Annotated in this window: 18 protein-coding genes; 8 read left to right on the top strand and 10 right to left on the bottom strand. The window is 73.7% G+C overall.

The features are described 5' to 3' along the window. Window positions 1-31: 31 nt before the first annotated feature. Genes ACFW3D_RS02865 through ACFW3D_RS02850 form a run of 4 tightly spaced genes read right to left on the bottom strand, consistent with a single transcriptional unit; the run spans window position 32 to window position 5,811 of the window. Window positions 32-1,198: an acyl-CoA dehydrogenase family protein gene (locus ACFW3D_RS02865; RefSeq protein ID WP_500500575.1), complete on the bottom strand. Its 1,167-nt coding sequence runs from the start codon at window positions 1,196-1,198 to the stop codon at window positions 32-34. 8 nt (window positions 1,199-1,206) lie between these two features. Beyond that, window positions 1,207-2,130 carry a hydroxymethylglutaryl-CoA lyase gene (locus ACFW3D_RS02860; protein ID WP_500500724.1) on the bottom strand — a complete coding sequence of 308 codons (924 nt, stop codon included), beginning with the start codon at window positions 2,128-2,130 and terminating at the stop codon, window positions 1,207-1,209. A 29-nt stretch (window positions 2,131-2,159) separates the two neighbouring features. After that, entirely contained in the window at window positions 2,160-4,160 is a 2,001-nt protein-coding gene (locus ACFW3D_RS02855) for an acetyl/propionyl/methylcrotonyl-CoA carboxylase subunit alpha (RefSeq protein WP_500500722.1), read from the bottom strand. 22 nt (window positions 4,161-4,182) lie between these two features. Continuing rightward, entirely contained in the window at window positions 4,183-5,811 is a 1,629-nt protein-coding gene (locus ACFW3D_RS02850) for a carboxyl transferase domain-containing protein (RefSeq protein WP_500500573.1), read from the bottom strand. Window positions 5,812-5,952: 141 nt separating this feature from the next. Here ACFW3D_RS02850 and ACFW3D_RS02845 point away from each other — a divergent pair, with 141 nt between their 5' ends. Genes ACFW3D_RS02845 through ACFW3D_RS02835 form a run of 3 tightly spaced genes read left to right on the top strand, consistent with a single transcriptional unit; the run spans window position 5,953 to window position 8,685 of the window. Next, on the top strand, window positions 5,953-6,576 hold the full coding sequence (locus tag ACFW3D_RS02845) for an SACE_7040 family transcriptional regulator (protein ID WP_500500571.1): 624 nt from the start codon (window positions 5,953-5,955) through the stop codon (window positions 6,574-6,576). A 38-nt stretch (window positions 6,577-6,614) separates the two neighbouring features. Next, window positions 6,615-7,772 (top strand): acyl-CoA dehydrogenase family protein, encoded by a 1,158-nt coding sequence (locus ACFW3D_RS02840; protein WP_500500568.1) that lies wholly within the window; start codon window positions 6,615-6,617, stop codon window positions 7,770-7,772. A gap of 31 nt (window positions 7,773-7,803) precedes the next feature. Then, window positions 7,804-8,685 carry an acyl-CoA thioesterase gene (locus ACFW3D_RS02835; RefSeq protein WP_500500566.1) on the top strand — a complete coding sequence of 294 codons (882 nt, stop codon included), beginning with the start codon at window positions 7,804-7,806 and terminating at the stop codon, window positions 8,683-8,685. 76 nt (window positions 8,686-8,761) lie between these two features. Here the strand turns inward: ACFW3D_RS02835 and ACFW3D_RS02830 are convergent, their stop codons facing one another. From ACFW3D_RS02830 to ACFW3D_RS02815, 4 genes are all read right to left on the bottom strand, one after another. Beyond that, window positions 8,762-9,946: a sensor histidine kinase gene (locus tag ACFW3D_RS02830; protein WP_500500564.1), complete on the bottom strand. Its 1,185-nt coding sequence runs from the start codon at window positions 9,944-9,946 to the stop codon at window positions 8,762-8,764. After that, on the bottom strand, window positions 9,943-10,605 hold the full coding sequence (locus ACFW3D_RS02825) for a response regulator (protein WP_500500562.1): 663 nt from the start codon (window positions 10,603-10,605) through the stop codon (window positions 9,943-9,945). The genes ACFW3D_RS02830 and ACFW3D_RS02825 overlap by 4 nt, the downstream gene beginning before the upstream one ends. A 360-nt stretch (window positions 10,606-10,965) precedes the next feature. Then, the gene (locus tag ACFW3D_RS02820) at window positions 10,966-11,775 is read right to left on the bottom strand and encodes a phosphatase (RefSeq protein ID WP_500500560.1); all 810 of its coding nucleotides are present in this window, start codon (window positions 11,773-11,775) and stop codon (window positions 10,966-10,968) included. 103 nt (window positions 11,776-11,878) lie between these two features. Then, window positions 11,879-13,375 (bottom strand): PucR family transcriptional regulator, encoded by a 1,497-nt coding sequence (locus tag ACFW3D_RS02815; protein WP_500500558.1) that lies wholly within the window; start codon window positions 13,373-13,375, stop codon window positions 11,879-11,881. A 127-nt stretch (window positions 13,376-13,502) separates the two neighbouring features. On the opposite strand from ACFW3D_RS02815, the gene ACFW3D_RS02810 reads away from it, so the two are divergent. The 5 genes from ACFW3D_RS02810 (at window position 13,503) to ACFW3D_RS02790 (ending at window position 23,202) form a co-directional block, all read left to right on the top strand. Then, entirely contained in the window at window positions 13,503-14,975 is a 1,473-nt protein-coding gene (locus ACFW3D_RS02810; RefSeq protein ID WP_500500556.1) for a sodium:solute symporter family protein, read from the top strand. A 52-nt stretch (window positions 14,976-15,027) separates the two neighbouring features. Beyond that, entirely contained in the window at window positions 15,028-15,990 is a 963-nt protein-coding gene (gene speB, locus ACFW3D_RS02805) for an agmatinase (protein WP_500500554.1), read from the top strand. Continuing rightward, entirely contained in the window at window positions 15,987-17,594 is a 1,608-nt protein-coding gene (locus ACFW3D_RS02800; protein WP_500500553.1) for a thiamine pyrophosphate-binding protein, read from the top strand. The genes speB and ACFW3D_RS02800 overlap by 4 nt, the downstream gene beginning before the upstream one ends. Window positions 17,595-17,838: 244 nt before the next feature. Continuing rightward, window positions 17,839-21,615 (top strand): ABC transporter ATP-binding protein, encoded by a 3,777-nt coding sequence (locus ACFW3D_RS02795; RefSeq protein ID WP_500500720.1) that lies wholly within the window; start codon window positions 17,839-17,841, stop codon window positions 21,613-21,615. Between the two features lie 177 nt (window positions 21,616-21,792). Next, window positions 21,793-23,202 (top strand): S28 family serine protease, encoded by a 1,410-nt coding sequence (locus ACFW3D_RS02790; protein ID WP_500500551.1) that lies wholly within the window; start codon window positions 21,793-21,795, stop codon window positions 23,200-23,202. A 7-nt stretch (window positions 23,203-23,209) separates the two neighbouring features. Here the strand turns inward: ACFW3D_RS02790 and ACFW3D_RS02785 are convergent, their stop codons facing one another. Then, on the bottom strand, window positions 23,210-23,830 hold the full coding sequence (locus ACFW3D_RS02785) for a hypothetical protein (protein ID WP_500500549.1): 621 nt from the start codon (window positions 23,828-23,830) through the stop codon (window positions 23,210-23,212). Window positions 23,831-23,937: 107 nt separating this feature from the next. Further along, complete coding sequence (locus tag ACFW3D_RS02780) at window positions 23,938-25,737, bottom strand: glycoside hydrolase family 3 protein (protein WP_500500547.1); 1,800 nt, start codon at window positions 25,735-25,737, stop codon at window positions 23,938-23,940. Window positions 25,738-25,745: the final 8 nt, after the last annotated feature.

Here is a 25,745-nt window from a genome sequence, read left to right as displayed (position 1 = left end):
CTGCCCGATATCGGGCAGGGGGCGGCGAAAACTACGCCGGAAGGCCGAGCTCGCGCGCGATCAGCATGCGCTGCACCTCGCTGGTGCCCTCGCCGATCTCCAGGATCTTGGAGTCCCGCCACATGCGGGCGACCGGGTACTCGTTCATGAAGCCGTAGCCGCCGTGCACCTGGGTGGCCTCGCGGGCGTTGGTGACGGCGATCTCCGAGGAGTACAGCTTGGCCATCGCCGCCTCCTTCTTGAAGGGCTCTCCGGCGACCAGCCGGGACGCCGCGTCCCGCCAGGCCAGCCGGGCGGTGTGGGCGCGCATCTCCATGTCGGCGAGCTTGAAGGCGATCGCCTGGTTGCCGCCGATCGGGCGGCCGAAGGCCGTGCGCTCCTTGGCGTAGGCGACGGACTCGTCCACACAGCCCTGCGCCAGCCCGGTGGCGAGGGCCGCGATGGCGATCCGGCCCTCGTCCAGGATGCGCAGGAACTGGGCGTAGCCCCGGCCCTGCTCACCCAGCAGGTTGGCGGCCGGCACGCGGCAGTCGGAGAAGGACAGCTCCCGGGTGTCGGAGGCGTTCCAGCCGACCTTGCTGTACTTCTTCGAGACCGTGAAGCCCGGGGCGCCGGACGGAACGATGATCGAGGAGATCTCCGGGCGGCCGTCCTCCTTGCGGCCCGTGACGGCGGTGACCGTGACCAGGGCGGTGATGTCGGTGCCCGAGTTGGTGATGAAGCTCTTGGTGCCGTTGATCACCCACTCGTTCGTCGCCTCGTCCAGCCGGGCCGTGGTGCGGGTGCCGCCGGCGTCGGAGCCGCAGTCGGGCTCGGTCAGCCCGAAGGCGCCCAGCTGCTCGCCGGAGGTCAGCCGGGGCAGCCAGGTGCGCTTCTGCTCCTCGGTGCCGAAGCGGAAGACCGGCATGGCGCCGAGCGAGACGCCCGCCTCCAGGGTGATCGCCACGGAGGAGTCCACCCGGGCGAGTTCCTCCAGGGCGATGCACAGGGCGAAGTAGTCGCCGCCCATGCCGCCGTACTCCTCGGGGAAGGGTAGGCCGAACAGGCCCATGCGGCCCATCTCGCGGATGATCTCGTAGGGGAACTCGTCGTGCTCGTAGAACTCGCCGATCTTCGGCGCGACGACGTCGTGCGCGAACTCCTCCACCGTGCGGCGGAGTTCCTCGTACTCGGCGGGGAGCCGGTGGGCGGTCGTCATGGCTGTGGTCACTCCTGGTGGGAGAGGGCGCGGACGGTACGGGACGGGCTCGGTCGGCCCAATTGCTCCGCCATCCACACGCTGGTGGCGGTGAGGCGGCTGAGGTCGACCCCGGTCTCGACGCCGAGGCCGTCGAGCATCCAGACCAGGTCCTCGGTGGCGAGGTTCCCGGTGGCGCTCCTGGCGTACGGGCAGCCGCCGAGGCCGCCGGCGGAGGCGTCGACGACGGTCACGCCGTGCCGGAGGGCGGTCAGGGTGTTGGACAGCGCCTGGCCGTAGGTGTCGTGGAAGTGGACGGCGAGCCGCTCGACGGGCACGTCCAGGCCGGTCAGGGTGTCCAGCAGTGCCACGACGTGGCCGGGGGTGGCGACGCCGATGGTGTCGCCGAGGCTGAGCTCGTCGCAGCCCAGGTCGAGGAGCCTGCGGGCGACCGCGGCGACCTGCGGGACGGGCACGGAGCCCTCCCAGGGGTCGCCGAAGCACATCGACAGGTAGCCGCGCACCCTCGCCCCCGCCTCCTTGGCGGCGGTGACGACCGGCGCGAACATCTCCAGCGACTCGTCGACCGTGCGGTTGAGGTTGGCCTTGGCGAAGGACTCGGTCGCGCTGCCGAAGACGGCGACCTCGCGCACCCCCAGCGCCAGGGCCCGCTCCAGCCCGCGCCGGTTGGGCACCAGCACGGGCAGCCGGATCCCTTCGCCCAGGTCGCCCAGCAGCGGCATCAGCTGCTCGGCGTCGGCGAGCTGGGGCACCCAGTCGGGGTGCACGAAACTGGTGGCCTCGATGGTGGTCAGCCCGGCGCCGGCCAGGCGGTGCACGAACTCGGCCTTGACCTCGGTGGGCACCGTGGCCTTCTCGTTCTGCAGGCCGTCGCGCGCGCCGACCTCGTGGATGCGCACGCGGTCCGGCAGCCCGTCCATCGGCACGGACATGGGCAGCCCTGGGGTTCGCCCGACGGTCGTCACTCGGCCTCCTCCTGGTGCGGGGTGACGACGGCGAGCACCTGGTCCATGGCGACGGTGCTGCCCGGGGTCACGTCGATCTCGGTGACGGTGCCGTCGTGCGGGGCGGTGATGACGTGCTCCATCTTCATCGCCTCCACCACGAGCAGGCTCTGGCCCGCGGTGACCTCGTCGCCCTTGGCGACCTTGACCACGGTCACCGTGCCCGGCATGGGCGCGGCCAGGGTGTCCACCCCGCCCGCGCCGGCGCCGCCGCGCAGCGCGGCCTCCACCGGGTCGTACGGCTGCAGGTGCCAGCCGTCGCCGTCCCTGCCGAGCCAGTCGCCGGCGTGGTCGAAGGCGTGCGTGACGCCGTCCCACTCGACGGTGATCCGCCGGCCGGAGCCGGCGAACAGCCGGGCCCGCACCGCGGCGGCCCCCTCGACCCGCACCTCGGCCTCCGGGGCGCTGCCGCGGACGCGGACCCGCACGGCCTCGGACCCGGGCACGCGCAGCCAGTGGTCGGTCCAGGCGGGCTCGCCGCCGAGCCGCCAGCCGCTCGGCACGGAGAAGGGGTCCCGCCAGCCGCCGCCCGCCACCGCGGGTTCCAGGGCCGCGTGGCGCAGCAGGGCGGCCGCCGCGTACACCTCGACGGGCACCTCGGAGGGCACCAGGCCTGCCAGCTCCCGGTCGATCAGGCCGGTGTCCATCTCGCCGGAGACGACGTCGGGGTGGGCCAGGAGGCGGCGCAGGAAGCCGGTGTTGGTCTCCAGGCCCAGCACGGTCGTCCCGGCGAGGGCGGCCCGCAGCCGGCGCAGTGCCGTCGGGCGGTCGGGGCCGTACGCGATGACCTTGGCGAGCATCGGGTCGTAGGACGTGCCGATCTCGCTGCCCGCGCGGAGCCCGGAGTCGACGCGCACTCCTTCACCCGCGGGCTCGTCCAGCGCCAGCACGGTGCCCGCCGACGGCAGGAAGTTGCGTGAGGGCACCTCGGCGCAGATCCGGGCCTCGACGGCGTGCCCGGTCAGGGCGACCTCGTCCTGCCCGAAGGAGAGCCGCTCGCCCGCGGCGATCCGCAGCTGCCACTCCACCAGGTCCAGCCCGGTGACCAGTTCGGTGACGGGGTGCTCGACCTGGAGGCGGGTGTTCATCTCCATGAAGCAGTAGGCGGACGGATCGGCGCCGGGGACGATGAACTCCACGGTGCCCGCGCCGACGTAGCCGCAGGACAGCGCGGCCTGCACGGCGGCGGCACCCATGGCGGCCCGGGTCGCCTCGTCCAGCAGGACCGAGGGGGCCTCCTCGATCACCTTCTGGTGGCGGCGCTGCAGCGAGCACTCGCGCTCGCCGAGGTGCACCACGTTGCCGTGGCCGTCGGCCAGCACCTGGATCTCGATGTGCCGGGGACGGTCGATCCACCGTTCCACCAGCAGGGTGTCGTCCCCGAAGGAGCCGCGCGCCTCCCGGCGGGCGGCCGCGATCTCCTCGGCGAGCAGGGCCGTGTCGCGCACCAGGCGCATGCCCTTGCCACCGCCGCCCGCGGAGGGTTTCAGCAGCACCGGGGTGCCGATCTCCAGGGCCGCGGCCGTCAGCTGCTCGTCGGTGAGCCCGCTGCCGCTGCTCCCCGGCACCACCGGGACCCCGGCCTCGCGGACGGTCTCCTTGGCGCGGATCTTGTCACCCATGAGCTCGATGGCCCGGGCGGGCGGCCCGATGAAGGCGAGCCCCGCGTCCGCGCAGGCGCGGGCGAAGGCGGCGTTCTCGGCGAGGAACCCGTAACCGGGGTGGACGGCCTGGGCGCCGGTACGGGCGGCCGCCTCCAGCAGCCGCTCGATCGACAGGTAGCTCTCCGAGGCGGCCGCGGGGCCGATGCGCACGGCGGTGTCGGCCTCGCGCACATGCCGGGCGCCCGCGTCGGCGTCGCTGAAGACGGCGACCGAACGGATCCCGAGCCGCCGCAGGGTGCGGATGACGCGGACGGCGATCTCGCCGCGGTTGGCCACCAGGACGGTGTCGAACATCGCTGACATCTGAGTGCTCCCCCTACATCCGGAAGACGCCGAAGCCCGGCGCCTGCGGATCGCGTTGCGGAACCGGCGCGTTGGCGCAGGCGGTCAGGGCCAGTCCCAGCACCTGGCGGGTCTGCAGCGGGTCGATGACCCCGTCGTCCCACAGCCGGGCCGTCGCGTAGTAGGCGTTGCCCTGCTCCTCGTACTGGGCGCGGATGGGGGCCTTGAAGCCCTCCTCGTCCTCCGCCGCCCAGCTGTCACCGGCCGCCTCGATCTGGTCGCGTTTGACGGTGGCCAGCACGGAGGCGGCCTGCTCACCGCCCATGACGGAGATCTTGGCGTTGGGCCACATCCACAGGAAGCGCGGCGAATAGGCGCGGCCGCACATCGAGTAGTTGCCCGCGCCGTAGGAGCCGCCGATGACCACGGTCAGCTTGGGCACCCGGGTCGTGGCGACCGCCGTCACCATTTTGGCGCCGTGCTTGGCGATGCCGCCCGCCTCGTACTGACGACCCACCATGAAGCCCGAGATGTTCTGCAGGAAGAGCAGCGGGATGCCGCGCTGGTCGCACAGCTCGATGAAGTGCGCGCCCTTCTGGGCCGATTCGGAGAAGAGGATGCCGTTGTTGGCGACGATGCCCACCGGGTGGCCGTGGATCCGGGCGAAGCCGGTGACCAGCGTCGTGCCGTACTCGGACTTGAACTCCGCGAAGCGGCTGCCGTCGACGAGACGGGCGATGACCTCGCGGACGTCGTAGGGGGTGCGCGAGTCGACCGGGACCGCGCCGTAGAGCCCGGCCGGGTCGACGGCGGGCTCCTCGACGGGCCCGACCGTCCAGGGCAGTTCGCCGCGGGCGGGCAGGGTCGCCACGATGTTCCGCACGATGCGCAGCGCGTGGGAGTCGTCCTCGGCCAGGTGGTCGGTGACGCCGGAGGTGCGGGAGTGCACCTCGCCGCCGCCGAGCTCCTCGGCCGTGACCACCTCGCCGGTGGCGGCCTTCACCAGCGGCGGCCCGCCGAGGAAGATCGTGCCCTGACCGCGGACGATCACCGCCTCGTCGCTCATCGCCGGGACGTAGGCGCCGCCCGCCGTGCAGGAGCCGAGGACGGCGGCGATCTGCGGGATGCCGCGCGCGGACATGGTGGCCTGGTTGAAGAAGATCCGCCCGAAGTGGTCGCGGTCGGGGAAGACCTCGTCCTGCTTCGGCAGGAAGGCGCCGCCGGAGTCCACCAGGTAGACGCACGGCAGCCGGTTGTCCAGGGCGATCTCCTGGGCGCGCAGGTGCTTCTTGACCGTCATCGGGTAGTAGGTGCCGCCCTTGACGGTGGCGTCGTTGGCGACGACGACGACCTCGCGGCCGGCGACCCGGCCGATCCCGGCGACGACGCCGGCGGCCGGGGCCTGGCCGTCGTACATGCCGTCGGCGGCCAGCGGGGCGAGCTCCAGGAAGGGCGATCCGGGGTCGAGCAGCCCGTCCACCCGGTCACGGGGGAGCAGCTTGCCGCGCGCGGTGTGCCGGGCGCGGGCCTTCTCGCCGCCGCCGAGCGCGGCCGCGGCGAGCTTCTCGCGCAGCCGCGCGGAGAGCTCGGCGTGCGCCTTCTCGTTGGCGCGGTAGGCCTCGCTCGCCGGATCCGCGGCGCTGGCGAGGACGGGTGCTTCCATGTCACGGGCCCCCGGAGGAGTTAGCGGTCGTTAACGTGTTGTCGACCACGTTAGCGGTCGTTAACACGGCTGTCTAGAATGGTAGGACGATGAGATCGCGGGGGGCATCCGCAGACCGGACGCCTCGCGGAAAGGTGCGGTGTGGAGCCCACGAGGACGGCGGCCAGGGCCGCCAGCGGCAGGCGCGACCAGATCCTGAGGGAGGCCGCGCGGCTCTTCGCCGAGCGCGGGTTCCACGGGGTCGGCGTGGACGAGATAGGGGCGGCCGTCGGTATCAGCGGCCCGGGGCTGTACCGGCACTTTGCGGGCAAGGACGCGATGCTCGCCGAACTGCTCGTCGGGATCAGCGGCCGGCTGCACTCGGCGGGCCGCATGCGCGTCGCCGAGGCCGAAGGCGCGCACGCCGCGCTGGACGCCCTGGTCCGCGGGCACATCGACTTCGCGCTGGACGACCGGGCGCTGATCATCCTCCACGACCGCGAGCTGGACCGGCTCCGCGACTCCGACCGCAAGCTCGTGCGCCAGCTCCAGCGCCAGTACGTCGAGCAGTGGGTCACGGTCGTCCGCGAGGTGCACCCCGGGGCCGCCGAGCCGGAGGTCCGGGCGGCCGTGCACGCCGTCTTCGGCCTGCTCAACTCCACCCCGCACCTCGGCCCGCACGGGGGGCTGCCCGGCCGCGCGGCTACCGCCGTCCTGCTGCACCGGCTGGCCCTGGGCGCCTTCGCCGCTCTGGACAGCGCGCACAACCGGGAAGTAACTTACTGAGCGCTTGCTTATCGCTCGGTGTGCAGAGGAGGCGCCAAGTGCGTCGCACGGTATTCAACGAGGACCACGAGGCCTTCCGGGAGACGATCCGGGACTTCATCGCCAACGAGGTCGTGCCCGTCTACCCCGAGTGGGAGGAGGCGGGGTATCCGCCCCGCGACTTCTACCGGCGCCTGGGCGAGCTGGGCATCTTCGGCATCGAGGTGCCCGAGGAGTACGGCGGCGCCGGCATCACGGGCTGGAAGTTCAGCGCCGTGGTGACCGAGGAGTGCGCCCGCGCCGGCGTCAGCTTCGGCAGCAGTGGCGTGCACACCGGCCTGGTGCTCCCCTACCTCCTCGAGTTCGCCAGTGACGAGCAGAAGAAGCGCTGGCTGCCGGACTTCATCAGCGGCGACATGATGACCGCCATCGCCATGACCGAGCCCGGCACCGGCTCCGACCTGGCCGGCATGACCACCACCGCCAGGCTCTCCGAGGACGGCACCCACTACGTCCTCAACGGCGCCAAGACCTTCATCACCGGCGGCGTGGTCGCCGACCGCGTGCTGGTCGTCTGCCGCACCTCGTCCGCCACCCCGGAGGACCGCCGCCGCGGCCTGTCGATCCTCGTGGTCGACACCACGAGCGAGGGCTACGCCGTCGGCCGCAAGCTGGAGAAGATCGGCCTGCGCACCTCCGACACCGCGGAGCTGTCCTTCACCGACGTCAAGGTCCCCGTCGAGGACCTGCTCGGCGAGGAGGGCAGGGCCTTCTCCTACCTGGCGCACAACCTGCCGGTCGAGCGCCTCGCGATCGCCGTCGGCTCCTACGCCCAGGCCGATGCCGCCGTCCGCTTCGCCACCCAGTACGTGCGCGACCGCAAGGTCTTCGGCAAGAGCGTCGCCGAGTTCCAGAACACCAAGTTCGTGCTCGCCGAGTGCGCCTCCGACGTCGACGCCATGCAGGCCGTCGTCGACCGCGGCCTGGAGGCCCACGAGCACGGCGACTTCACCGCCGCCGACGCCGCGCGAGCCAAGCTCTTCTGCACCGAGACCGCGGCGAAGGTCATCGACCGGTGCCTCCAGCTGCATGGTGGCTACGGTTACATGCTGGAGTACCCGATCGCCCGTCTGTACGCGGACAACCGCGTGCACCGCATCTACGGCGGCACCAGCGAGGTCATGAAGTCGATCATCGCCAAGTCGATGGGGCTGTGACCGGACGGTCCGCCGACCCCGAGAGACGCACGTGACCAACCACGCACTGCAGTCCCTGCTCGATCTGCTCGACCTCGAGCGGATCGAGCAGGACATCTTCCGCGGCGCCAGCCGCCCCGCCGTCGTCCCCCGTGTCTTCGGGGGCCAGGTCGCCGCACAGGCGCTGGTCGCGGCGGGGCGCACGGTCCCGGAAGGACGCGACGCCCACTCCCTGCACGCCTACTTCCTGCGCATGGGGGACCCGGGCGCGCCGATCGTCTACCAGGTCGACCGCATCCGTGACGGCCGCTCCTTCACCACCCGCCGGGTGGTCGCGGTGCAGCACGGGCAGCCGATCTTCCACCTGTCCGCGTCCTTCCAGACGTACGAGGACGGGCTGGAGCACCAGGAGCCGATGCCGCCGGCGCCGGATCCGGAGACCCTGCCCACGGGCGAGGAGCTGCTGCTCCCGCACCGGGACCGGTTCCCCGACCCCTCGGTCGTGGACCGCCTCCTGGAGGCCCGCGCCGCCGTCGACCTGCGCTACGCCGACGCCCCACCGTTCCTCGCCGCCGGGGCCGGGCCGCGTGAGCCCCGCTCCCAGGTGTGGTTCCGCACCAACGGCAAGCTCGCCGACGACCCGCTGCTCCACGTCTGCCTCGCCACCTATGTGTCGGACATGACGCTGCTGGACTCCGTGCTGCTGGCCCACGGGCGCGGCGGCTGGGCGGTCGGCGACGTGGTGGGCGCGAGCCTGGACCACGCCATGTGGTTCCACCGGCCGTTCCGCGCCGACGAATGGCTGCTGTACGACCAGCAGAGTCCCTCCGCCTCCGGTGGGCGCGGACTCGGCACCGCGCGCATCTACACCCAGGACGGGCGGCTCGCCGTCTCCGTCATCCAGGAGGGCGTGGTCCGCGTACCGCGGGACTGAGCCACCGGGTCACGGCTCCACGGGTCCACGAGTCCGTGGGGGCACGGGTCCGTTGGGCACGGTCACAGGTGGACGGTCACCGCCTGGCGTCGAGCGGCAGGGTCGCCCGCACCAAGAAGCCGCCGTCCGGTTCGGGACCCGCGTCCAGGGTGCCGCCGAGCTGGGCGGCGCGCTCGCGCAGCCCGGTGAGGCCGTGCCCACCGGACGGCAGCGCCGGGCCCTGCGGGTCCTCGCCGCCCGGCGCGTTCCGCACCGCGACGTGCAGCGCGTCGGCGGCGAGCCGCACCGTCACCTCGGTCCGCGCCCCCGGGGCGTGCTTGCGCACGTTGGTGAGGGCCTCCTGCACGGTGCGGTAGGCCGCGTGCTGCACCGGTGGCGGGCACCCGGTCCCGCCGGTGGCGGGCAGGTCGCCGTGCACCTCCGGTCCCGCCGCGGCGAGCAGCGTGGGCAGCTCCGTGAGCCCCGGTCCGGCGTCCTCGCCGCCGCCCACCGCCACCGGCATCCGCAGCAGCCCCACCATGTGCCGCAGCTCGTCCAGCGCGTCGCGGCTGAGCTGCCGTACGGTGCCTGCCGCGGCCCGTGCCTCGTCGCCGCGGGCGGTCGCCTCCAGCGCGCCCGACTGCACGGCGATCAGGCTGATGTGGTGGGCCACGGTGTCGTGCATCTCCCGCGCGAGCCGCGTGCGCTCCCGCACCACCGCCCGCTCCGCGGCCAGCCGCCGTTCCCGCTCCCGGCTCTCGGCGAGCTCGGCGAGCCGCGCCGCCAGTTCACGGCGCGACGCGGTGAGCAGCCCCAGCGCGGTCGGGGCCACGGCCAGCAGCGCCGACAGCAGCACGGCGAGCAGGGTTGCCGCGGGGGACCAGTCGACCTCCCCGATCCACGGCCAGGGGAAGAACGACACAAAGGCGACGGCCGCCGCGCTGCCCCACGTCACGGCCAGAGCCCGCGGGAGCCGCCTCCGGCCCGGAGGCGGCTGCCGGCGCCGCAGCAACCGCCGGGCGCGCGCCACGGTGAGCGCGCCGCCGTCGGCGGCGATCGTGTACAGCGCGGCCATGGGGGCCAGCCACACGTAGCCCAGCGACAGGGCGGGCAGGGTGGCCAGCAGCACCGTCAGCGGCAGCCGCCGGCGCAGCGCGAGGGCGCCGGCCGCCACGTACGCCGCCGTCAGCGCGAAGGGACCGCCCAGGGAACGGGTGGCCCAGGCCTCGGCCGTGGCGACGGCGACCAGGCACCCGTCGACGGCGGCCCGGGGGAGCCTCACGCGGCGCTTCCCGGCGAGAGCCCGGCCCGGTGCGCCGTGATCGCAAGCGACACCCGGTTCGGAGCGTCGAGCTTGCGCAGCAGCGCGCGCACATGGTCCTTCACCGTGGCCACCGTGATGTGCAGCCGCTCGGCGATCTCCAGGTTCGACAGGCCCCCGGCGACCAGCAGCAGCACCTCCCGCTCACGCCCGGTCAGCCGGTCCAGGGCCGCCCCGGCCGCGTCCGTCCCCCGGGCGTCGGCCGTGCCCAGGTAGCCGTCGACCACGGCGCGGCTGACGGTGGGAGTGAAGACCGTCCCGCCGGAGGCGAGCACCCGGACGGCGTCGATGAGGGTGGCGACCGCCGTGTCCTTGAGCAGGAAACCCGTCGCGCCCGCGCGCATGGCGGCGGTGATGTGGGCGCTGGTGTCGAATCCGGTGAGCATCGCGACGGCCGGCGGATCGGGCAGCGCCCGTACGGCGCGCAGCACGGTCAGGCCGTCGGGGTCGGGCATCACCGTGTCCAGGAGTACCAGGTCGGGCGCGTGCCCGCGGACGGCGGCCAGTGCCGCGCGGCTGTCGCAGTCCGCGACCACCCTGATGTCTCCGGCGGACTCCAGGATGCGCCGCAGGGCGGTCCTCACCAGCGTCTCGTCGTCGACGATTACGACCCGTACCACGCTCCCGCGCCTTTCTCCGGACGGCCTGCCACTCCACCCGGGGGTGGACCGCGATGTCCGCCCCGGGGTTGATCTCCCGGCGGCGCCGGCCCGGCAGAATCGACGGCGATCGTAACGAGCACACCGCCGGGCCGCATGCCCGGGCGGCCGTGCCGCGTCGGTCGACGGGGGAAACCGGGGCCTACGGGGGAACGGGGCCCACGGGGGAAGCACGGGGAACGGGGGTTCCCATGTCGCGGACCAAGGGCGGGGCGAAGGTCCCGGCCTGACGGCATCGGGCCCCGGGACGCCGGAAGGTCGGCGTTCCGGGGCCCGTCGGGAAACGGCGGGCCACGCCTCTTCGGGGGCGTGGCCCTCCTGTCACGCGGAGCCGGTCAGGCCCGCCGCGTCCAGCAGGTAGGCGGTCATCGGGTCGTAGTGGCGCGGGTCGGTGACGTGGTCGTCGAGCGGGACGGTCACCGAGACCGTGCCCTCCGCCTCCGCGAGGAAGAGCGCCGGGTCGTTGCAGTCGGCGAAGCCGATCGCGTCGATGCCGCGCTGCCCGGCGCACCCGGCCCAGCCGTGGTCGGCGACGACCAGGTCGGGCATCGGCCGCCCCTGCGCGGCCATGGCGTCCAGGACCGCGGCCATCGGGCGGGGGGAGTGGGTGTGCCACAGCGTGGCGCCGCGCTCCAGCATGGCCACGTCGCAGAACTGGAAGACGCCGCCCTCGTCGGCGGACAGCCCGCCGGGGATCGCGACGACCTCGGCCCCGGCGGCCCGTACGGCCGCGGCCAGGGTGCGGTGGACGTCCAGCAGACCGCCGGGGTGTCCGGTGGCGAACAGCACCCGCTGTCCGCCCTCCACGGCCTTGCCGAGCATTCGTGCGGCGCGGTCCAGCGCGCTGATCGTCAGCTCGGGGTCGATGGTGTCCTGCCCCTGGACGTGGCCGGGGTCGGCCACGACCCCGCAGCGCTCGGCCATGACCGCCAGCACCGCCTCCTCGTCCGTCCAGCGGTCGCCGAACTCCAGGCCGAACCAGTAGTGGCGGTCGCCCTCGGCGAGTCTGCGGTAGTGCGAGCGGTTGTTCTCGCGGGGAGTGGCGACGTCGCCCGCGATGCGCGTGCGTACGAGGTGGTCGGCGAGGGCCTTGCGGGACGGCACGGTGACATGGGGCAGCATGACCCCCATTGTCGCCTGCTGTCGGACGTGCGTGCGGGCGGCCGCCGATCGACGCCGGTCCGTTACCTCCTGCCGGGGCGTCAGGAAGCCCGGTGCGGCGGGGTGGACGGCTTCACAGCCAGCGCAACGCGAACCACAGCTCCATGCGTACGTCCGGGTCGTCCAGGTCCGCCTCCAGCAGGGTCGCGGCCCGTCCGACGCGCTGGCGCACGGTGTTGCGGTGCACCTCCAGGGCGACGGCCGTACGGTCCCAGCTGCCGTGCAGGCCGATCCAGGTGCGCAGCGTCTCCACCAGGGCGGGCGAGTCCGCCACCGGAGCCAGCAGTTCCCGCGCCCTGCCCCGGGCGTCGTCCGGGGCGATCAGTCCGGACATGCCGGGACCGGCTGCGCGGTGGACCACCAGCGGCACCCGGGTGGCGACCGCCCGGCGCAGCGCGCCCGCGGCCTGACCGTCGCCGGTGACGAGGGCGGCCACCGCCACCGGGCCGCTCACCCCGAGGGTCCACCCCGGCTGGGCGGTGACCTCGCGGCCGGCCGGCAGCAGCAGACGTACGACCGTGTCCCCCGGCTCGATGAGCGCGGTGCCCAGCGCCGTGCCGAGGGCGGCCGCCGCCGGCGGTCCGGCCGTGCCGCCGCGCCTGCGGGCGTGCACGACGGCCCACCGTGATTGCGGTCCCAGCAGGGGGGCCGCCTCCTCGGGCGTGGCGCCCAGCAGCATCCGTACCAGCGCCGCGGACCGGCCCGCCTCCGCGCTCCCCAGGTGCGGCCCGGTGAGCAGCGAGAGCAGCACGGCGGCGACGTTGGCGACCGCGTGGTCGCCCGGATCGGGGCGGCCGGTGGCCAGGACGAGCGCCGGCCGCTCGCTTGGTGCGCCGCCGGCGAGGGCGTACGCCGACAGGCGCGTCCCGGCATGGGTGTCGGTCGCCGACGACGGCGCGTGCGCGTCCGGCGCCGGGCGGACCACCCGGGCGAGCCGGACCGCTGCCGTACGGGCCTGCGGGTCCGGGGCGGTGCCCGCCGCGTACACCTCGGAGCCGTCCGGGGCGATCAGCGCGGCCCACGCGCCCAGCCGGCCCGCCAGCCTGCGCAGCACCGAAGGGACGGGATCGGGGCGCGCGGCGGCCGCGGCGAGGGCCTGCTGCGCCTCGGTGACGTGCCGCAGCTCACGGACCCGGGCCTCGTTCATGGCCTGCCAGACCGCCCGTGCGACGGCGGTGAAGGGCGTTTGCGGCGGCACCTCCACCAGCGGCAGGCCGTGGCGGTCGCAGGCGGCCAGCAGTGCCGCCGGGGTCTCGTCGTGCACCGGGGCGAGGCCGAAGCCGAGCGCCGCCGCCCCCGCCTCGACCGTGCGGGCCACGTAGCGGTCCAGGTAGGCGTCGGCGCCCTCGGCCGAGGCGAAGTGCACCCCCGCGGTCAGCAGCAGCTCCCCGCCGAGGAGGTAGGGAAAGGGGTCCTCCATCTCGCTGGTGTGCACCCACTGGACGCGGACGTCCCGCTCGGCCGCGGACGGCCCCGCGACCTGACGCAGCCCCAGGTCGGGGAGGGCGAGCAGGGTCGCGAGCGGGATCGGCGGGGTGGGCGGCGCCAGGCCCTGACGCGGGGGAGTCATGTGCGTTTCCTCCATGCTGACCGGTCGGAGTGGAGGAAACGTACACTTCAGCGCCTCTCCCCGGCCACCTATCGTCACCGCAGAGGAAGCCAGCGGCTCCGCCCGCGCTACCGATGGAGGAGGGTTCATGGCCGTCGACTACGCCGTGATCATCGGCTATCTGGCCGGCATGCTCGCCGTGGGCTGGTGGGGCATGCGCCGCGCCAGGTCCAAGAGCGAGTTCCTGGTCGCAGGCCGCCGGCTGGGCCCGTCGATGTACTCCGGCACCATGGCCGCGATCGTCCTCGGCGGGGCCTCCACCATCGGCGGCGTGGGCCTCGGCTACCAGTACGGGCTGTCCGGAGCCTGGATGGTCTTCACCATCGGACTCGGCCTGCTGGCGCTGAGCGTTTTCTTCTCGGCCCGCATCGCCCGCCTGAGGGTCTACACCGTCTCCGAGATGCTCGACCTGCGCTACGGCGGCTCGGCCGGAGTCATCTCCGGCGTCGTCATGTGGGCGTACACGTTGATGCTCGCGGTCACCTCGACCATCGCCTACGCGACGATCTTCGACGTCCTGTTCGGCCTGGACCGCACCCTGGCGATCATCCTGGGCGGCGCCGTCGTGGTGGCGTACTCCACGCTGGGCGGCATGTGGTCGATCACGCTCACCGACATGGTGCAGTTCGTGGTCAAGACGCTCGGTGTGCTGGTCCTGCTGCTGCCGATCGCGGTGGTCAAGGCGGGCGGCTTCGCGCAGATGAAGGCGCAGCTGCCGACCGAGTACTTCGCGCCCCTGGGCATCGGCGGGCAGACGATCTTCACCTATGTGCTGATCTACACCTTCGGCATGCTCATCGGCCAGGACATCTGGCAGCGGGTGTTCACCGCCCGCAGCGACAGGGTCGCCAAACTCGGCGGCACCGTGGCCGGCGTCTACTGCCTGGTGTACGCCGTCGCCGGCGCCGTCATCGGCACCGCCGCCAAGGTGCTGTACCCCGATCTGGCCGCGGCCGACGACGCCTTCGCCACCATCGTCAAGGACGCGCTGCCGGTGGGCGTGCGCGGCCTGGTGCTGGCCGCCGCGCTCTCCGCGGTGATGTCCACCTCCTCCGGCGCCCTGATCGCCTGCGCCACCGTGGCGAACAACGACATCTGGTCGCGCCTGCGCGGCGTGGTCTCCCGCGGCCGGGACGGCGAAGAGGACGCGCACGACGAGGTCTCGGGCAACCGCGCCTTCATCCTGATCATGGGCGTGGTCGTGATCGTCACCGCCATCGCGCTGAACAACGTCGTCGAGGCGCTGACCGTGGCGTACAACCTGCTCGTCGGCGGACTGCTGGTGCCGATCCTCGGCGGTCTGCTGTGGAAGCGCGGCACCGCGGCGGGCGCCCTCACCTCGGTGGCCGTCGGCGGTCTGGCCGTCGTGGGCCTGATGGCCTGGAAGGGCATCCTCGCCAACGAGCCCGTCTACTACGGGCTGCTGGCCTCCCTCGTCGCGTACGTCGCGGTGAGCCTCGCCACCAAGCCGACCGACGCCGCCGTGCTGGCGGCCTGGCGGGAGCGGCTGGCCGGGCGCACGCCCGTCCCGGCCGCCGAGGGGACCGTTCCGGTCGGATAAAGTCACAAAGCGAGCAGAACGCAACGAAGCGTACGAAAGAAGGCAGTTACTCATGAGCAGCACCGAGCCGCGCGGCCCCGTCGACTCCTCCCGCACCCCGCGGTATGCGGGTCCCGCCACGTTCGCGCGGCTCCCGCGCCTGGACGAGGTCGGCACCACCGACGTCGCCGTGGTCGGCGTGCCCTTCGACGCCGGCGTCTCCTACCGCCCCGGCGCCCGCTTCGGCGGCAACGCGATCCGCGAGGCCTCCCGTCTGCTGCGCCCGTACAACCCGGCGCAGGACGCCTCGCCCTTCGCGCTCGCGCAGGTCGCCGACGCCGGCGACATCGCGGCCAACCCGTTCGACATCCATGAGGCCGTCGAGACCATCCAGGCCGCCGCCGACGACCTGCTCGACACCGGCGCCCGCCTGATGACCCTCGGCGGCGACCACACCATCTCGCTGCCCCTGCTGCGCGCCATGGCCCGCAAGCACGGCCCCGTCGCCCTGCTGCACTTCGACGCCCACCTCGACACCTGGGACACCTACTTCGGGGCCGAGTACACCCACGGCACCCCGTTCCGCCGGGCCGTCGAGGAGGGCGTCCTCGACACCTCCGCGCTCTCCCACGTCGGCACCCGCGGACCGCTGTACGGCAAGCAGGACCTCACCGACGACGAGAAGATGGGCTTCGGCATCGTCACCTCCGCCGACGTCTACCGGCGCGGCGCCGACGAGGTCGCCCAGCAGCTGCGCGAGCGCATCGGCGACCGCCCGCTGTACATCTCCATCGACATCGACGTCCTCGACCCGGCCCACGCCCCCGGCACCGGCACCCCCGAGGCCGGCGGCATCACCTCCCGCGAGCTGCTGGAGATCCTGCGCGGCCTGGCCTCCTGCAACCTGGTCTCCGCCGACGTCGTCGAGGTCGCCCCCGCCTACGACCACGCCGAGATCACCAGCGTCGCGGCCTCCCACACCGCGTACGAGCTGACCACGATCATGACGCGGCAGATCGCGGCGGGCCGCGCGTGAGCGAGCGGAACGGCGGAGACCTGGTCGTCGAATCCCTGGCGGCGCTCGGCGCGACGACCGTCTTCGGGCTGCCCGGGCAGCACGCGCTGGGCGCCTTCGACGCGCTGCGGCGCTCGAAGCTGGAGTACGTGGGGCTGCGCGTGGAGAACAACGCGGGCTTCGCCGCGGACGCGTACGCCCGGGTCACGGGCGGCGCGGCGCCGCTGCTGGTCTCCACCGGCCCCGGCGCACTGATGACGCTCGCCGCGCTGCAGGAGTCGGCCGCCGCGTCGGCGCCGGTCGTCGCGATCGGCAGCCAGGTGCCGGTGGCGGGCCTCGGCGGCGGCCGCCACGGCTACCTGCACGAACTCGTCGACCAGAAGGCGTCGTTCCGCGACATCGTCAAGTCGGTGCACACCGTCCGCACCGCCTCCCAGATCCCCTCGGCCCTCGCCGCCGCCTGGGAGTCGGCCCTGACCGCGCCGTACGGGCCGGTCTGGGTGGAGATCCCGCAGGACGTACTGCTCGCCCCCGTCTCCGTCCCGCCGGTCGGGGAGCTGGCGGCCGAGCCCCGGCCGCTGCACCCGCGCGCCGAGCTGGTCGCCGAGGCCGCGGCCCTGCTGTCCCGCGCCGAGCGGCCGGTCGTGCTGGCCGGCGGCGGGGTCGTGCGCGCGGGGGCCGGGGCGGAGCTGCGCGCCCTCGCCGAACGGCTCGACTCCCCGGTCGCCTGCACCTTCGGCGGCAAGGGCGCCTTCCCCTGGGAACACCCGCTGTCGCTGCGCAGCTGGCTGGAGGACCGGCACACCACCGACTTCCTGGAGGAGGCCGACGTCCTTCTGGTGGTCGGCTCCGGACTGGGCGAGCTCTCCTCGAACTACCACACCTTCCGCCCGCGCGGCCGGGTGATCCAGATCGAGGCCGACCTCGGCAAGCTGGAGTCCAACCACCCGGCGCTCGGCATCCACGCCGACGCCCGGCTCGCCCTCGGCGCGCTCGCCGCGGCCGTCGACGAGCGCCGCGACGCGGCGGCGCCCCAAGCGGTGGCGGCCCTGCTGGAGCGGGTCCGGAAACGGATCGACGGCCAGGACCTCGGCCTGGAACGGCAGGTCCTCGCTGCCGTGCGGGACGCACTCCCCGAGGACGCCCCCAGCTTCTGGGACATGACGATCCTCGCCTACTGGGCCTGGTCGGCGTGGCCCGGGCCGATGCACTCCGCCCAGGGCGCCGGCGGCCTCGGCTACGGCTTCCCCGCCGCGCTCGGCGCGGCCGCCGCGGACCGCACCCGGCCCGTGCTGGCCGTCTCCGGCGACGGCGGCGCGATGTACTCGATCGCGGAGCTCGCCACGGCCCGGCAGTACGGCCTGCCCGTGACCTGGCTGATCGTCGACGACGGCGGCTACGGCATCCTGCGCGAGTACATGACGGACGCGTTCGGCGAGGCCACCGGGACCGAGCTGGCCCGGCCGGACTTCGCCGCCCTCGCCGCCTCCTTCGGAGTCCCGGCGGTCCGCACCAGCCCCGAGCGGCTGCGCGACGACCTCGCGGACGCCCTCGCGGCGCCCGGCCCCTCCGTGGTCGTGCTCCCCGCGCGCCTGCGGATGTTCGCGCCGACCCACCTCGGGTGACCGGGGGCCGGGAACCCGGGCCCGGCCGCGGGAGAAACGTTTCGGTGGCCTTTGTCCCAGGACCTCCGCCCGAGCACTGTCGGACCTTCGCCGTAGTTTTGTTGCAGGAGGATGAAATCCGCACTCCAGGGCGTTGTGATCCTCCGGCGAGAAGGACGGGACGGAAGGACACCGGGTGGCGGCGAAGGACGACCAAGCGAAGGCCGGGCAGGCCGTGGCGGCCGAGGGCTGGCTCCGGCGGCTGATGCGCTACTGCTGGCGCTACCGGTGGAACGTGGGCCTCGCGCTCGGTTCCTCGCTCGCCGGCATGGCCGTGATGGCCCTCGTGCCGCTCGTCCCCAAGCTGATCATCGACGACGTCATCGTCAAGCACGACAAGCCGCTCGCCCCCTGGGCGGGCGTGCTGATCGCCGCCGCGATCGTGGTCTACCTGATGACCTTCCTGCGGCGCTTCTACGGCGGCAGGCTCGCCCTCGACGTGCAGCACGACCTGCGCACGGACATGTTCCACTCGCTCACCCGGCTGGACGGCGCGCGCCAGGACGAGCTCAACACCGGTCAGGTCGTCGGCCGCGCCACCAGTGACCTGCAGCTCATCCAGGGCCTGCTCTTCATGGCGCCCATGATGATCGGCAACGTCCTGCTGTTCGTCCTGTCGATCGTCGTGATGTTCGTGCTCTCGCCGCTGCTGACCGTGATCGCCCTCGCCGTCGCGCCCGCCCTGTGGTTCCTCGCCGACCGCAGCCGCAAGCGGCTCTTCCCCGCCACGTGGTACGCGCAGGGTCAGGCCGCCGCCGTCGCCGGGATCGTGGACGGCTCGGTGACCGGTGTCCGCGTCGTGAAGGGCTTCGGCCAGGAGCAGCAGGAGATGTCCAAGCTGCGCTCGGTCAGCGAGCGGCTCTTCGCCGGGCGCCTGCGCACCATCAGGCTCAACGCGCGCTACAGCCCCGCCCTGCAGGCCGTGCCCTCGCTCGGGCAGGTCGGCATGCTGGCGCTCGGCGGCTGGATGGCCGTACGGGGCCAGATCACCCTGGGCACCTTCGTCGCGTTCTCGACCTACCTCGCGCAGCTGACCGGCCCGGTGCGCATGCTCACCATGATGCTGACCGTCGGCCAGCAGGCCCGGGCCGGCGTCGAGCGCGTCACCGAGCTGATCGACACCCGGCCCAGCCTGGAGGAGGGCACCGGGCAGCTGCCCCGCGAGGCCGCGGCCACCGTCGAGTTCGACCACGTCAGCTTTGGCTACGACCGCACCCGCCCCGTGCTGGACGACTTCTCGCTCACCGTCGAGCCGGGCGAGACCGTCGCCGTCGTCGGTGCCTCCGGCAGCGGCAAGTCGACCGTCTCGCTGCTGCTGCCGCGCTTCTACGACGTGACCGGCGGCGCCGTCCGCGTCGGCGGCCGCGACGTGCGCGAGCTCACCTTCGACTCCCTGCGCGACGCCATAGGGCTCGTGCCGGAGGACAGCTTCCTGTTCTCCGACACCATCCGCGCCAACATCGCCTACGGCCACCCCGACGCCACCGACGAGCAGATCCTCACCGCGACCCGGCACGCCCAGGCGGACGAGTTCATCAGCGCCCTGCCCGAGGGGTACGACACCGTCGTCGGCGAGCAGGGGCTGACCCTCTCCGGCGGCCAGCGCCAGCGCGTCGCCCTGGCCCGCGCCATCCTCACCGACCCGCGGCTGCTCGTCCTCGACGACGCGACCTCCGCCGTCGACGCCCGCGTCGAGGCCGAGATCCACGACGCGCTCCGCGAGGTGATGGCGGGCCGCACGACCCTGCTCATCGCCCACCGGCACTCCACCCTCGCCCTCGCCGACCGGATCGCCGTCCTGGAGGCCGGCCGGCTGGTCGACGTGGGCACCCACGAGGAGCTGGAGGCCCGCTGCCCGCTGTACCGGCGGCTGCTCACCGACCCCGACGAGCTCGGCTCGGACGTCGTCACGCACGATCCCGCGGGCGAGGTCCTGCCCCTCACCGAGTGGCCGGGCGACGGCGCGGTCGCGGCCTCCGCGGCCCCCACCGCCGCCCCGGCGCCCGCGGCCGGGGGCGTGACCGCGGCCCTGTGGCCGCAGGACCGCCGGCACCGCGACGAGAACACCGGTCGGGCACAGGCCACACCCTCAGCGGCCGCCGCGCGCGGCGGCCCGGGCGGCATGGCCTCGGCCATGGCCGGCATGCCGGCCACCCCCGAGCTGCTGGCGCAGGTGTCGGCGCTGCCCCCGGCCCTGGACACCCCGGACGTCGACGAGGACGCGGCGTCCTCCGTCGAGAAGGACTTCGGCCTGCGCAGTCTGCTGCGCGGCTTCCGCGGCCCCCTGCTGCTCAGCCTGGTGTTCGTCGCCGTGGACGCGCTGGCCGGGCTGCTGCTGCCGGTCCTGATCCGGCACGGCATCGACTCCGGCGTCCGGCAGGCGGCGCTCGGCGCCGTCTGGGCCGCCGCGCTGCTGGGCCTCGTCGTCGTCGGCGCGCAGTGGGTCGCGCAGTGGGGCTCCACGCGCCTGACCGGCCGTACCGGCGAGCGGGTGCTCTACATGCTCCGCGTGAAGATCTTCTCCCACCTGCACCGGCTCGGTCTCGACTACTACGAGCGCGAGCTGAGCGGCCGCATCATGACCCGGATGACGACCGACGTCGACGCACTGTCGACGTTCCTGCAGACCGGTCTGGTCACCGCGCTGGTCAGCGTGCTCACCTTCCTCGGCATCCTGGTCGCGCTGCTGGTGATCGACGTCCAGCTGGCGCTGATCGTCTTCGCCACCCTGCCGGTGCTCTTCGTCGCCACCTGGGTCTTCCGACGCAAGTCCGTCAAGGCCTACGAGCTGGCCCGGGAACGGGTCAGCGTCGTCAACGCCGATCTGCAGGAGCACGTCGCGGGGCTCCGCGTCGTGCAGGCCTTCCGCGGCGAGCGCGGCGGCGCCGAGCGCTTCGCCGACCGCAGCGACGCCTACCGGCAGGCGCGCGTGCGCGGCCAGTGGCTGATCTCGGTCTACTTCCCCTTCGTGCAGCTGCTGTCCAGCGTCGCCGCCGCCCTCGTACTGATCGTCGGCGCCCACCGGATCGGCGCGGGCACGCTCACCGCCGGCGCACTGGTGGCGTACCTGCTCTACATCGACCTGTTCTTCTCACCCGTCCAGCAGCTCTCCCAGGTCTTCGACGGCTACCAGCAGGCGTCGGTGTCCCTGGGCCGCATCCGCGAGCTGCTGCGCACACCGACCGCCACCCCGCCCGCCGAGTCCCCGCGCGGCGTCGGCCGGCTGCGCGGCGAGATCGCCTTCCGCGACGTGCACTTCCGCTACACCGAGGAGGGCGCCGAGGCGCTGTCCGGGATCGACCTGCGGATCCCCGCCGGCCAGACGGTGGCGTTCGTCGGCGAGACGGGCGCGGGCAAGTCGACCCTGGTCAAGATGGTCGCCCGGTTCTACGACCCGACCTCGGGCGCCGTCCTCGTCGACGGCCAGGACATCCGCGAGCTCGACCTGACCGGCTACCGCCAGCGGCTCGGCGTCGTCCCGCAGGAGGCGTACCTCTTCGAGGGGACGGTCCGCGACGCCATCGCCTACGGGCGGATGGACGCGACCGACGCCGAGGTGGAGGCCGCGGCGCGCGCGGTCGGCGCCCACGACATGATCGCCACGCTGGACGGCGGCTACCTGCACTCCGTCTCCGAGCGCGGCCGCAACCTCTCCGCCGGACAACGCCAGTTGATCGCCCTGGCCCGCGCCGAGCTGGTCGACCCGGACGTCCTGCTGCTCGACGAGGCGACGGCCGCCCTGGACCTGGCCACCGAGGCGCTGGTCAACCAGGCCGCCGACCGCCTCGCCGTACGCCGCACCACCCTGGTCGTCGCCCACCGGCTGACCACCGCCGCGCGCGCCGACCGGGTCGTCGTCCTCGACCACGGCCGAATCGTCGAGGACGGCACGCACGAGCAACTCCTCGCCGCCGACGGCCGGTACGCCGTGCTGTGGCGCACCTTCGTCGGCGAGGACGAGAGCAGCGAGGCCGTCGCCTAGGTGTATTGACCCGCAGGGTTGTTCACGCGGGTGATGGGCGGGCGGCCGCCCCTGCCGCCTCCGCGGCCCGGACCCGGTGGTCCGGGCCGCGGGTCTTTGCCCAACGCCCCCTGGCGGCGGGTCACTTCCTCCTCATAGGTTCGCGGGCGACGCCCGTCGAACCCCAAAGGAGGGGGCATGCGCAACGCGCTCAGATGGCTGCTGGCGCTGGTGTTGCTCATAGGCACCGCCGGCGGTGGAGTCGCCACCGCGACCGCTGACGAGCCGGACATCAAGGACCGCATCCTGGCGATACCCGGGATGAGCCTGATCGAGGAGAAGCCGGTCACCGGCTACCGCTTCTTCGTCCTGAACTACACGCAGCCGGTGGACCACCGGCACCCGTCCAAGGGGACGTTCCAGCAGCGGATCACCGTGCTGCACAAGGGGACCGACCGGCCCACCGTCTTCTACACCTCCGGCTACGGCCTCTCCACGACCCCCTCCCGCCGTGAGCCGACGCAGATCGTCGACGGCAACCAGGTCTCCATGGAGTACCGCTTCTTCACCCCGTCCCGTCCCGCCCCCGCCGACTGGTCCAATCTCGACATCTGGCAGGCCGCCGGCGACCAGCACCGCATCTACCGGGCGCTGAGCCGGATCTACGCCGAGAACTGGCTCGCCACCGGCGCCAGCAAGGGCGGCATGACGGCCACGTACTACCGCCGCTTCTATCCGCACGACATGGCCGGCACGGTCGCCTACGTCGCCCCCAACGACGTGGTGAACGACGAGGACTCCGCCTACACCCGCTTCTTCCGCACCGTCGGCACCGCCGACTGCCGGGCGCGGCTGAACGCCGTGCAGCGCGAGGCGCTGGTCCGCCGGGGCGAGATCGTCGCCCGCTACCAGAAGTACGCCGCCGACAACGGCCTGACCTTCACCACCGTCGGCAGCGCCGACAAGGCGTACGAGAACGTGGTGCTCGACCTGGTGTGGGCCTTCTGGCAGTACCACCAGCAGGCGGAGTGCGCGGACGTGCCCGCGGCGACCGCCACCACGGACGCCATCTACTCCTTCGTCGACTCCGTCTCCGGTTTCGACTTCTACACCGACCAGGGCCTGGAGTACTACACGCCGTACTACTACCAGGCAGGCACCCAGCTCGGCGCCCCGACGTTCGACACCCCGCACCTGAAGGGGCTGCTGCGCTACCCCGGGATCTACCAGCCGCGCTCCTACGTGCCGCGCTCCATCCCGATGCGCTTCCAGCCCCGCGCGATGCACGACGTCGACTCCTGGGTGCGCCACCACGCGGAGCGCATGCTCTTCGTGTACGGGGCCAACGACCCGTGGGGAGCGGAGCCCTTCCGCCTCTCGCGCGGCGCGCACGACTCGTACGTGATGTGGGCGCCCGGCGCGAACCACGGTGCGGTCATCGGCGCGCTCGGCGAGGCCGACCGCGCGAAGGCCACCGCCGAGGTGCTGGAGTGGGCCGGGGTCGCCCCCGCGGCCGTACGCGCCGACCCCGGGTCGGCCAGGCCCCTGGCGGCGTACGACGCGAAGCTCGACCGGAGCACCGAGGCCGCCGGGCGGCTGCCCTTCTGATCGGGTGTCAGAGCCGGCGGGCGCATCCCACGCCCGCCGGCCCGCCGCCCACCCCGACGTACAGGGCCGTCCCGGCGGGGCAGGACCCGCGGCTCCGGGCCAGCTCGACGACCCGGAACTGCGGGGCGTGCGGTCCCGAACCGTCGCAGGGCGTCTCCTTCACCTGTCCCTTCCGGGACCTGTGGACGCAGTCGCCCGGGATCGTCCGCGGACCGCCGCCCCCGCCCGGGTCCCCGGGGTGCGGGGCCGCCAGGTTGCGCATGCAGGCGTAGCCCTGGGGGCGGGCGGCGGTGACGGTGAGCAGGAAGTCCGTGGTGGGCGGGCAGCGGTCGCCGGCCCGCGCGGCGCCCGGGGGAGAAGGCGACGGCGAGGCCGGCAGCAGTCCGTACAGCCGGCTGACGACGCGGGCCCGGGCGCCCGGGTCCGAGCACGCCGTCTCCCGGTAGGCGCCCACCCGGTCGCCGGCCGCGCAGTCGCCCCGGTCCAGGAAGACCGCGTCGTGCGTGACGGGCGGGACGCCGGGCGCGGCCGCGCCGCTGCCCGTGCCGCCCGGGCCCGGTGAGCAGGCGGCGAGGAGCACGGCGACCAGCCCCGCGGCACCCAGGAGCTGTCCGGACAACACGCGCATGGCGGCCCCCCACCCGTCCCCCCGGGCGAGTTGCCCGTTTTCGGCAGGATAGGTGGCACGGCCCCGTTCGGGGAGGGGCCGGAGGGGCCGCCCCGCGCGCGGCGGTCTCAGTACCGCAGGCCCCAGCCGACGGGGTAGAGCGTCCGCGCCGGGTCGTCCGCCGCGGGCACCGCCACCGGGAGCTTCCCGGTGGGCCGCACCGTGCCCGCCAGCACCCGTGCCGCCGCCCGCATCGACACGTCCGTCCAGCCGTAGGTGGCCAGGGACGCGGCCACCCCTTCCAGCCGGGCGACGTCGTACGGGTTGCGGATCGCGACCTGGACCACCGGCACGCCGGTGGCGACGAGCGCGGCCACCAGCGCGATCTGGCCCGTCGACGCCCCGGTGACGTTGTACGTGGCCACCACCACGGCGTCCTTGTCCCGCGCGGCGGCCACCGCCTGGTCGATCGCCGCCTGCCCCGGCGCGGTTCCGGTCGACAGGACCTGCGCGGTGTGCCCGAGGCCGGTCAGCGTCGCGCCGAGCACCGCGGTGGGCGGCCCGCCGGTGCCCGAGGGCGCGGCCGGGTCGGCGCCGACGACCAGCAGCCGGCGGTGGGCGGGCAGCGGCAGCGCCCCCTGGTTCGCCAGCAGGGTCACGGTGCGTTCGGTGATCCGGTCGGCCTCGGTGAGGTGTCCGCGGGTGCCCACCGTCCGGTCCACGCCGCGGTGGGTGACGTACGGATCGTCGAGCAGCCCGCGCCGCGCCTTGAGCGTCAGGATCCGGGTGAGCGACTCGTCGAGGCGTTCCTCCGTGAGCTCGCCGGACTTCACGGCGGCCAGGACGCCCTGCCAGGCGGTCTCCAGGACCGGCGGGTTGAGCAACTGGTCGGCACCGGCCTTCAGGGCGAGCACCGGGACCCGGTCGTCGCCGTACTTCTGGCGCACGCCCTCCATACCGAGGGAGTCGGTGACGACGACGCCGTCGTAGCCGAGTTCCTCGCGCAGGATGCCGGTGAGGATCGGCCGGGAGAGGGTGGCGGGGTCGCCGGAGTCGTCGAGTGCGGGGACCAGGATGTGCGCGGTCATGATCGAGTCGATGCCGGCGGCGATCGCGGCGCGGAACGGCGGTGCGTCCAGGCGCCGCCATTCCTCCAGCGAGTGGGTGATGATCGGCAGTTCGAAGTGGCTGTCGGTGCCGGTGTCGCCGTGCCCCGGGAAGTGCTTGGCGGTGGCGACGACCCCGGCCCGCTGGTAGCCCTCGACCTGGGCGGCGACCAGCGCGGCCACGGCCTTCGGGTCGGCGCCGAAGGAGCGCACGCCGATCACCGGGTTGGCGGGGTTGACGTTGACGTCGGCGACCGGCGCGTAGTCCTGGGTGATGCCCATCGCCGCCAGTTCGGCCCCGGCGACGGCCGCGGCCCGCCGGGCGTCCTTCGTGCTGCCGCCCGCGCCGAGCGCCATCCCGCCCGGGAAGAGCGTGGCGGGGGAGCCGACCCGCGCGACGGCGCCGTGCTCCTGGTCGGTGGAGATCAGCAGCGGGATCCGGGAGGACCGCTGTATGCCGTTGGAGAGGTCGGCGATCTGGTGCGGATCGCGGGTGTTGTGGGCCCACGCGAAGTAGATGATGCCGCCGACGTGGTACTTGGCGATCAGCTCGGCCGCGTTGGAGACCCCGATCTCGGCCTGGTTCGCGGCGACGTCGGCCGGATCGGGGGCGGTGGCCGAATGGCCGTACACGCGCATGACGAAGAGCTGGCCGATCTTCTCCTCGATGCTCATGCGGTCGATGAGCGCACGGACGCGTCTGCGGTCGGCCGCAGCCGCGGCCGCGCTCGCGGTGCCCGGGACGCCGAGGGCGAGGGCGGTGGAGGCGGCCGCGGCGGCACCGAGCACCGTGCGGCGGGACGGATGGGGACGGCTGTGCATGACGGACT

Source organism: Streptomyces sp. NPDC058864 (assembly GCF_042742985.1).
Lineage (GTDB): Bacteria > Actinomycetota > Actinomycetes > Streptomycetales > Streptomycetaceae > Actinacidiphila.
Note: the sequence above shows the minus strand (reverse complement) of the source record. Positions and strands in the feature narration are given on the sequence as shown.

Bases quoted from the DNA above. Each gene is read 5' to 3' on its own strand.
- ACFW3D_RS02785 (WP_500500549.1), bottom strand. From the start codon at position 23,830: ATGCGCGTGTTGTCCGGACAGCTCCTGGGTGCCGCGGGGCTGGTCGCC.
- ACFW3D_RS02850 (WP_500500573.1), bottom strand. From the start codon at position 5,811: ATGGAAGCACCCGTCCTCGCCAGCGCCGCGGATCCGGCGAGCGAGGCC.
- ACFW3D_RS02780 (WP_500500547.1), bottom strand. From the start codon at position 25,737: ATGCACAGCCGTCCCCATCCGTCCCGCCGCACGGTGCTCGGTGCCGCC.
- ACFW3D_RS02790 (WP_500500551.1), top strand. From the start codon at position 21,793: ATGCGCAACGCGCTCAGATGGCTGCTGGCGCTGGTGTTGCTCATAGGC.
- ACFW3D_RS02820 (WP_500500560.1), bottom strand. From the start codon at position 11,775: ATGGGGGTCATGCTGCCCCATGTCACCGTGCCGTCCCGCAAGGCCCTC.
- ACFW3D_RS02795 (WP_500500720.1), top strand. From the start codon at position 17,839: ATGCGCTACTGCTGGCGCTACCGGTGGAACGTGGGCCTCGCGCTCGGT.
- ACFW3D_RS02865 (WP_500500575.1), bottom strand. From the start codon at position 1,198: ATGACGACCGCCCACCGGCTCCCCGCCGAGTACGAGGAACTCCGCCGC.
- speB (WP_500500554.1), top strand. From the start codon at position 15,028: ATGAGCAGCACCGAGCCGCGCGGCCCCGTCGACTCCTCCCGCACCCCG.
- ACFW3D_RS02860 (WP_500500724.1), bottom strand. From the start codon at position 2,130: ATGTCCGTGCCGATGGACGGGCTGCCGGACCGCGTGCGCATCCACGAG.
- ACFW3D_RS02855 (WP_500500722.1), bottom strand. From the start codon at position 4,160: ATGTTCGACACCGTCCTGGTGGCCAACCGCGGCGAGATCGCCGTCCGC.
- ACFW3D_RS02815 (WP_500500558.1), bottom strand. From the start codon at position 13,375: ATGACTCCCCCGCGTCAGGGCCTGGCGCCGCCCACCCCGCCGATCCCG.
- ACFW3D_RS02810 (WP_500500556.1), top strand. From the start codon at position 13,503: ATGGCCGTCGACTACGCCGTGATCATCGGCTATCTGGCCGGCATGCTC.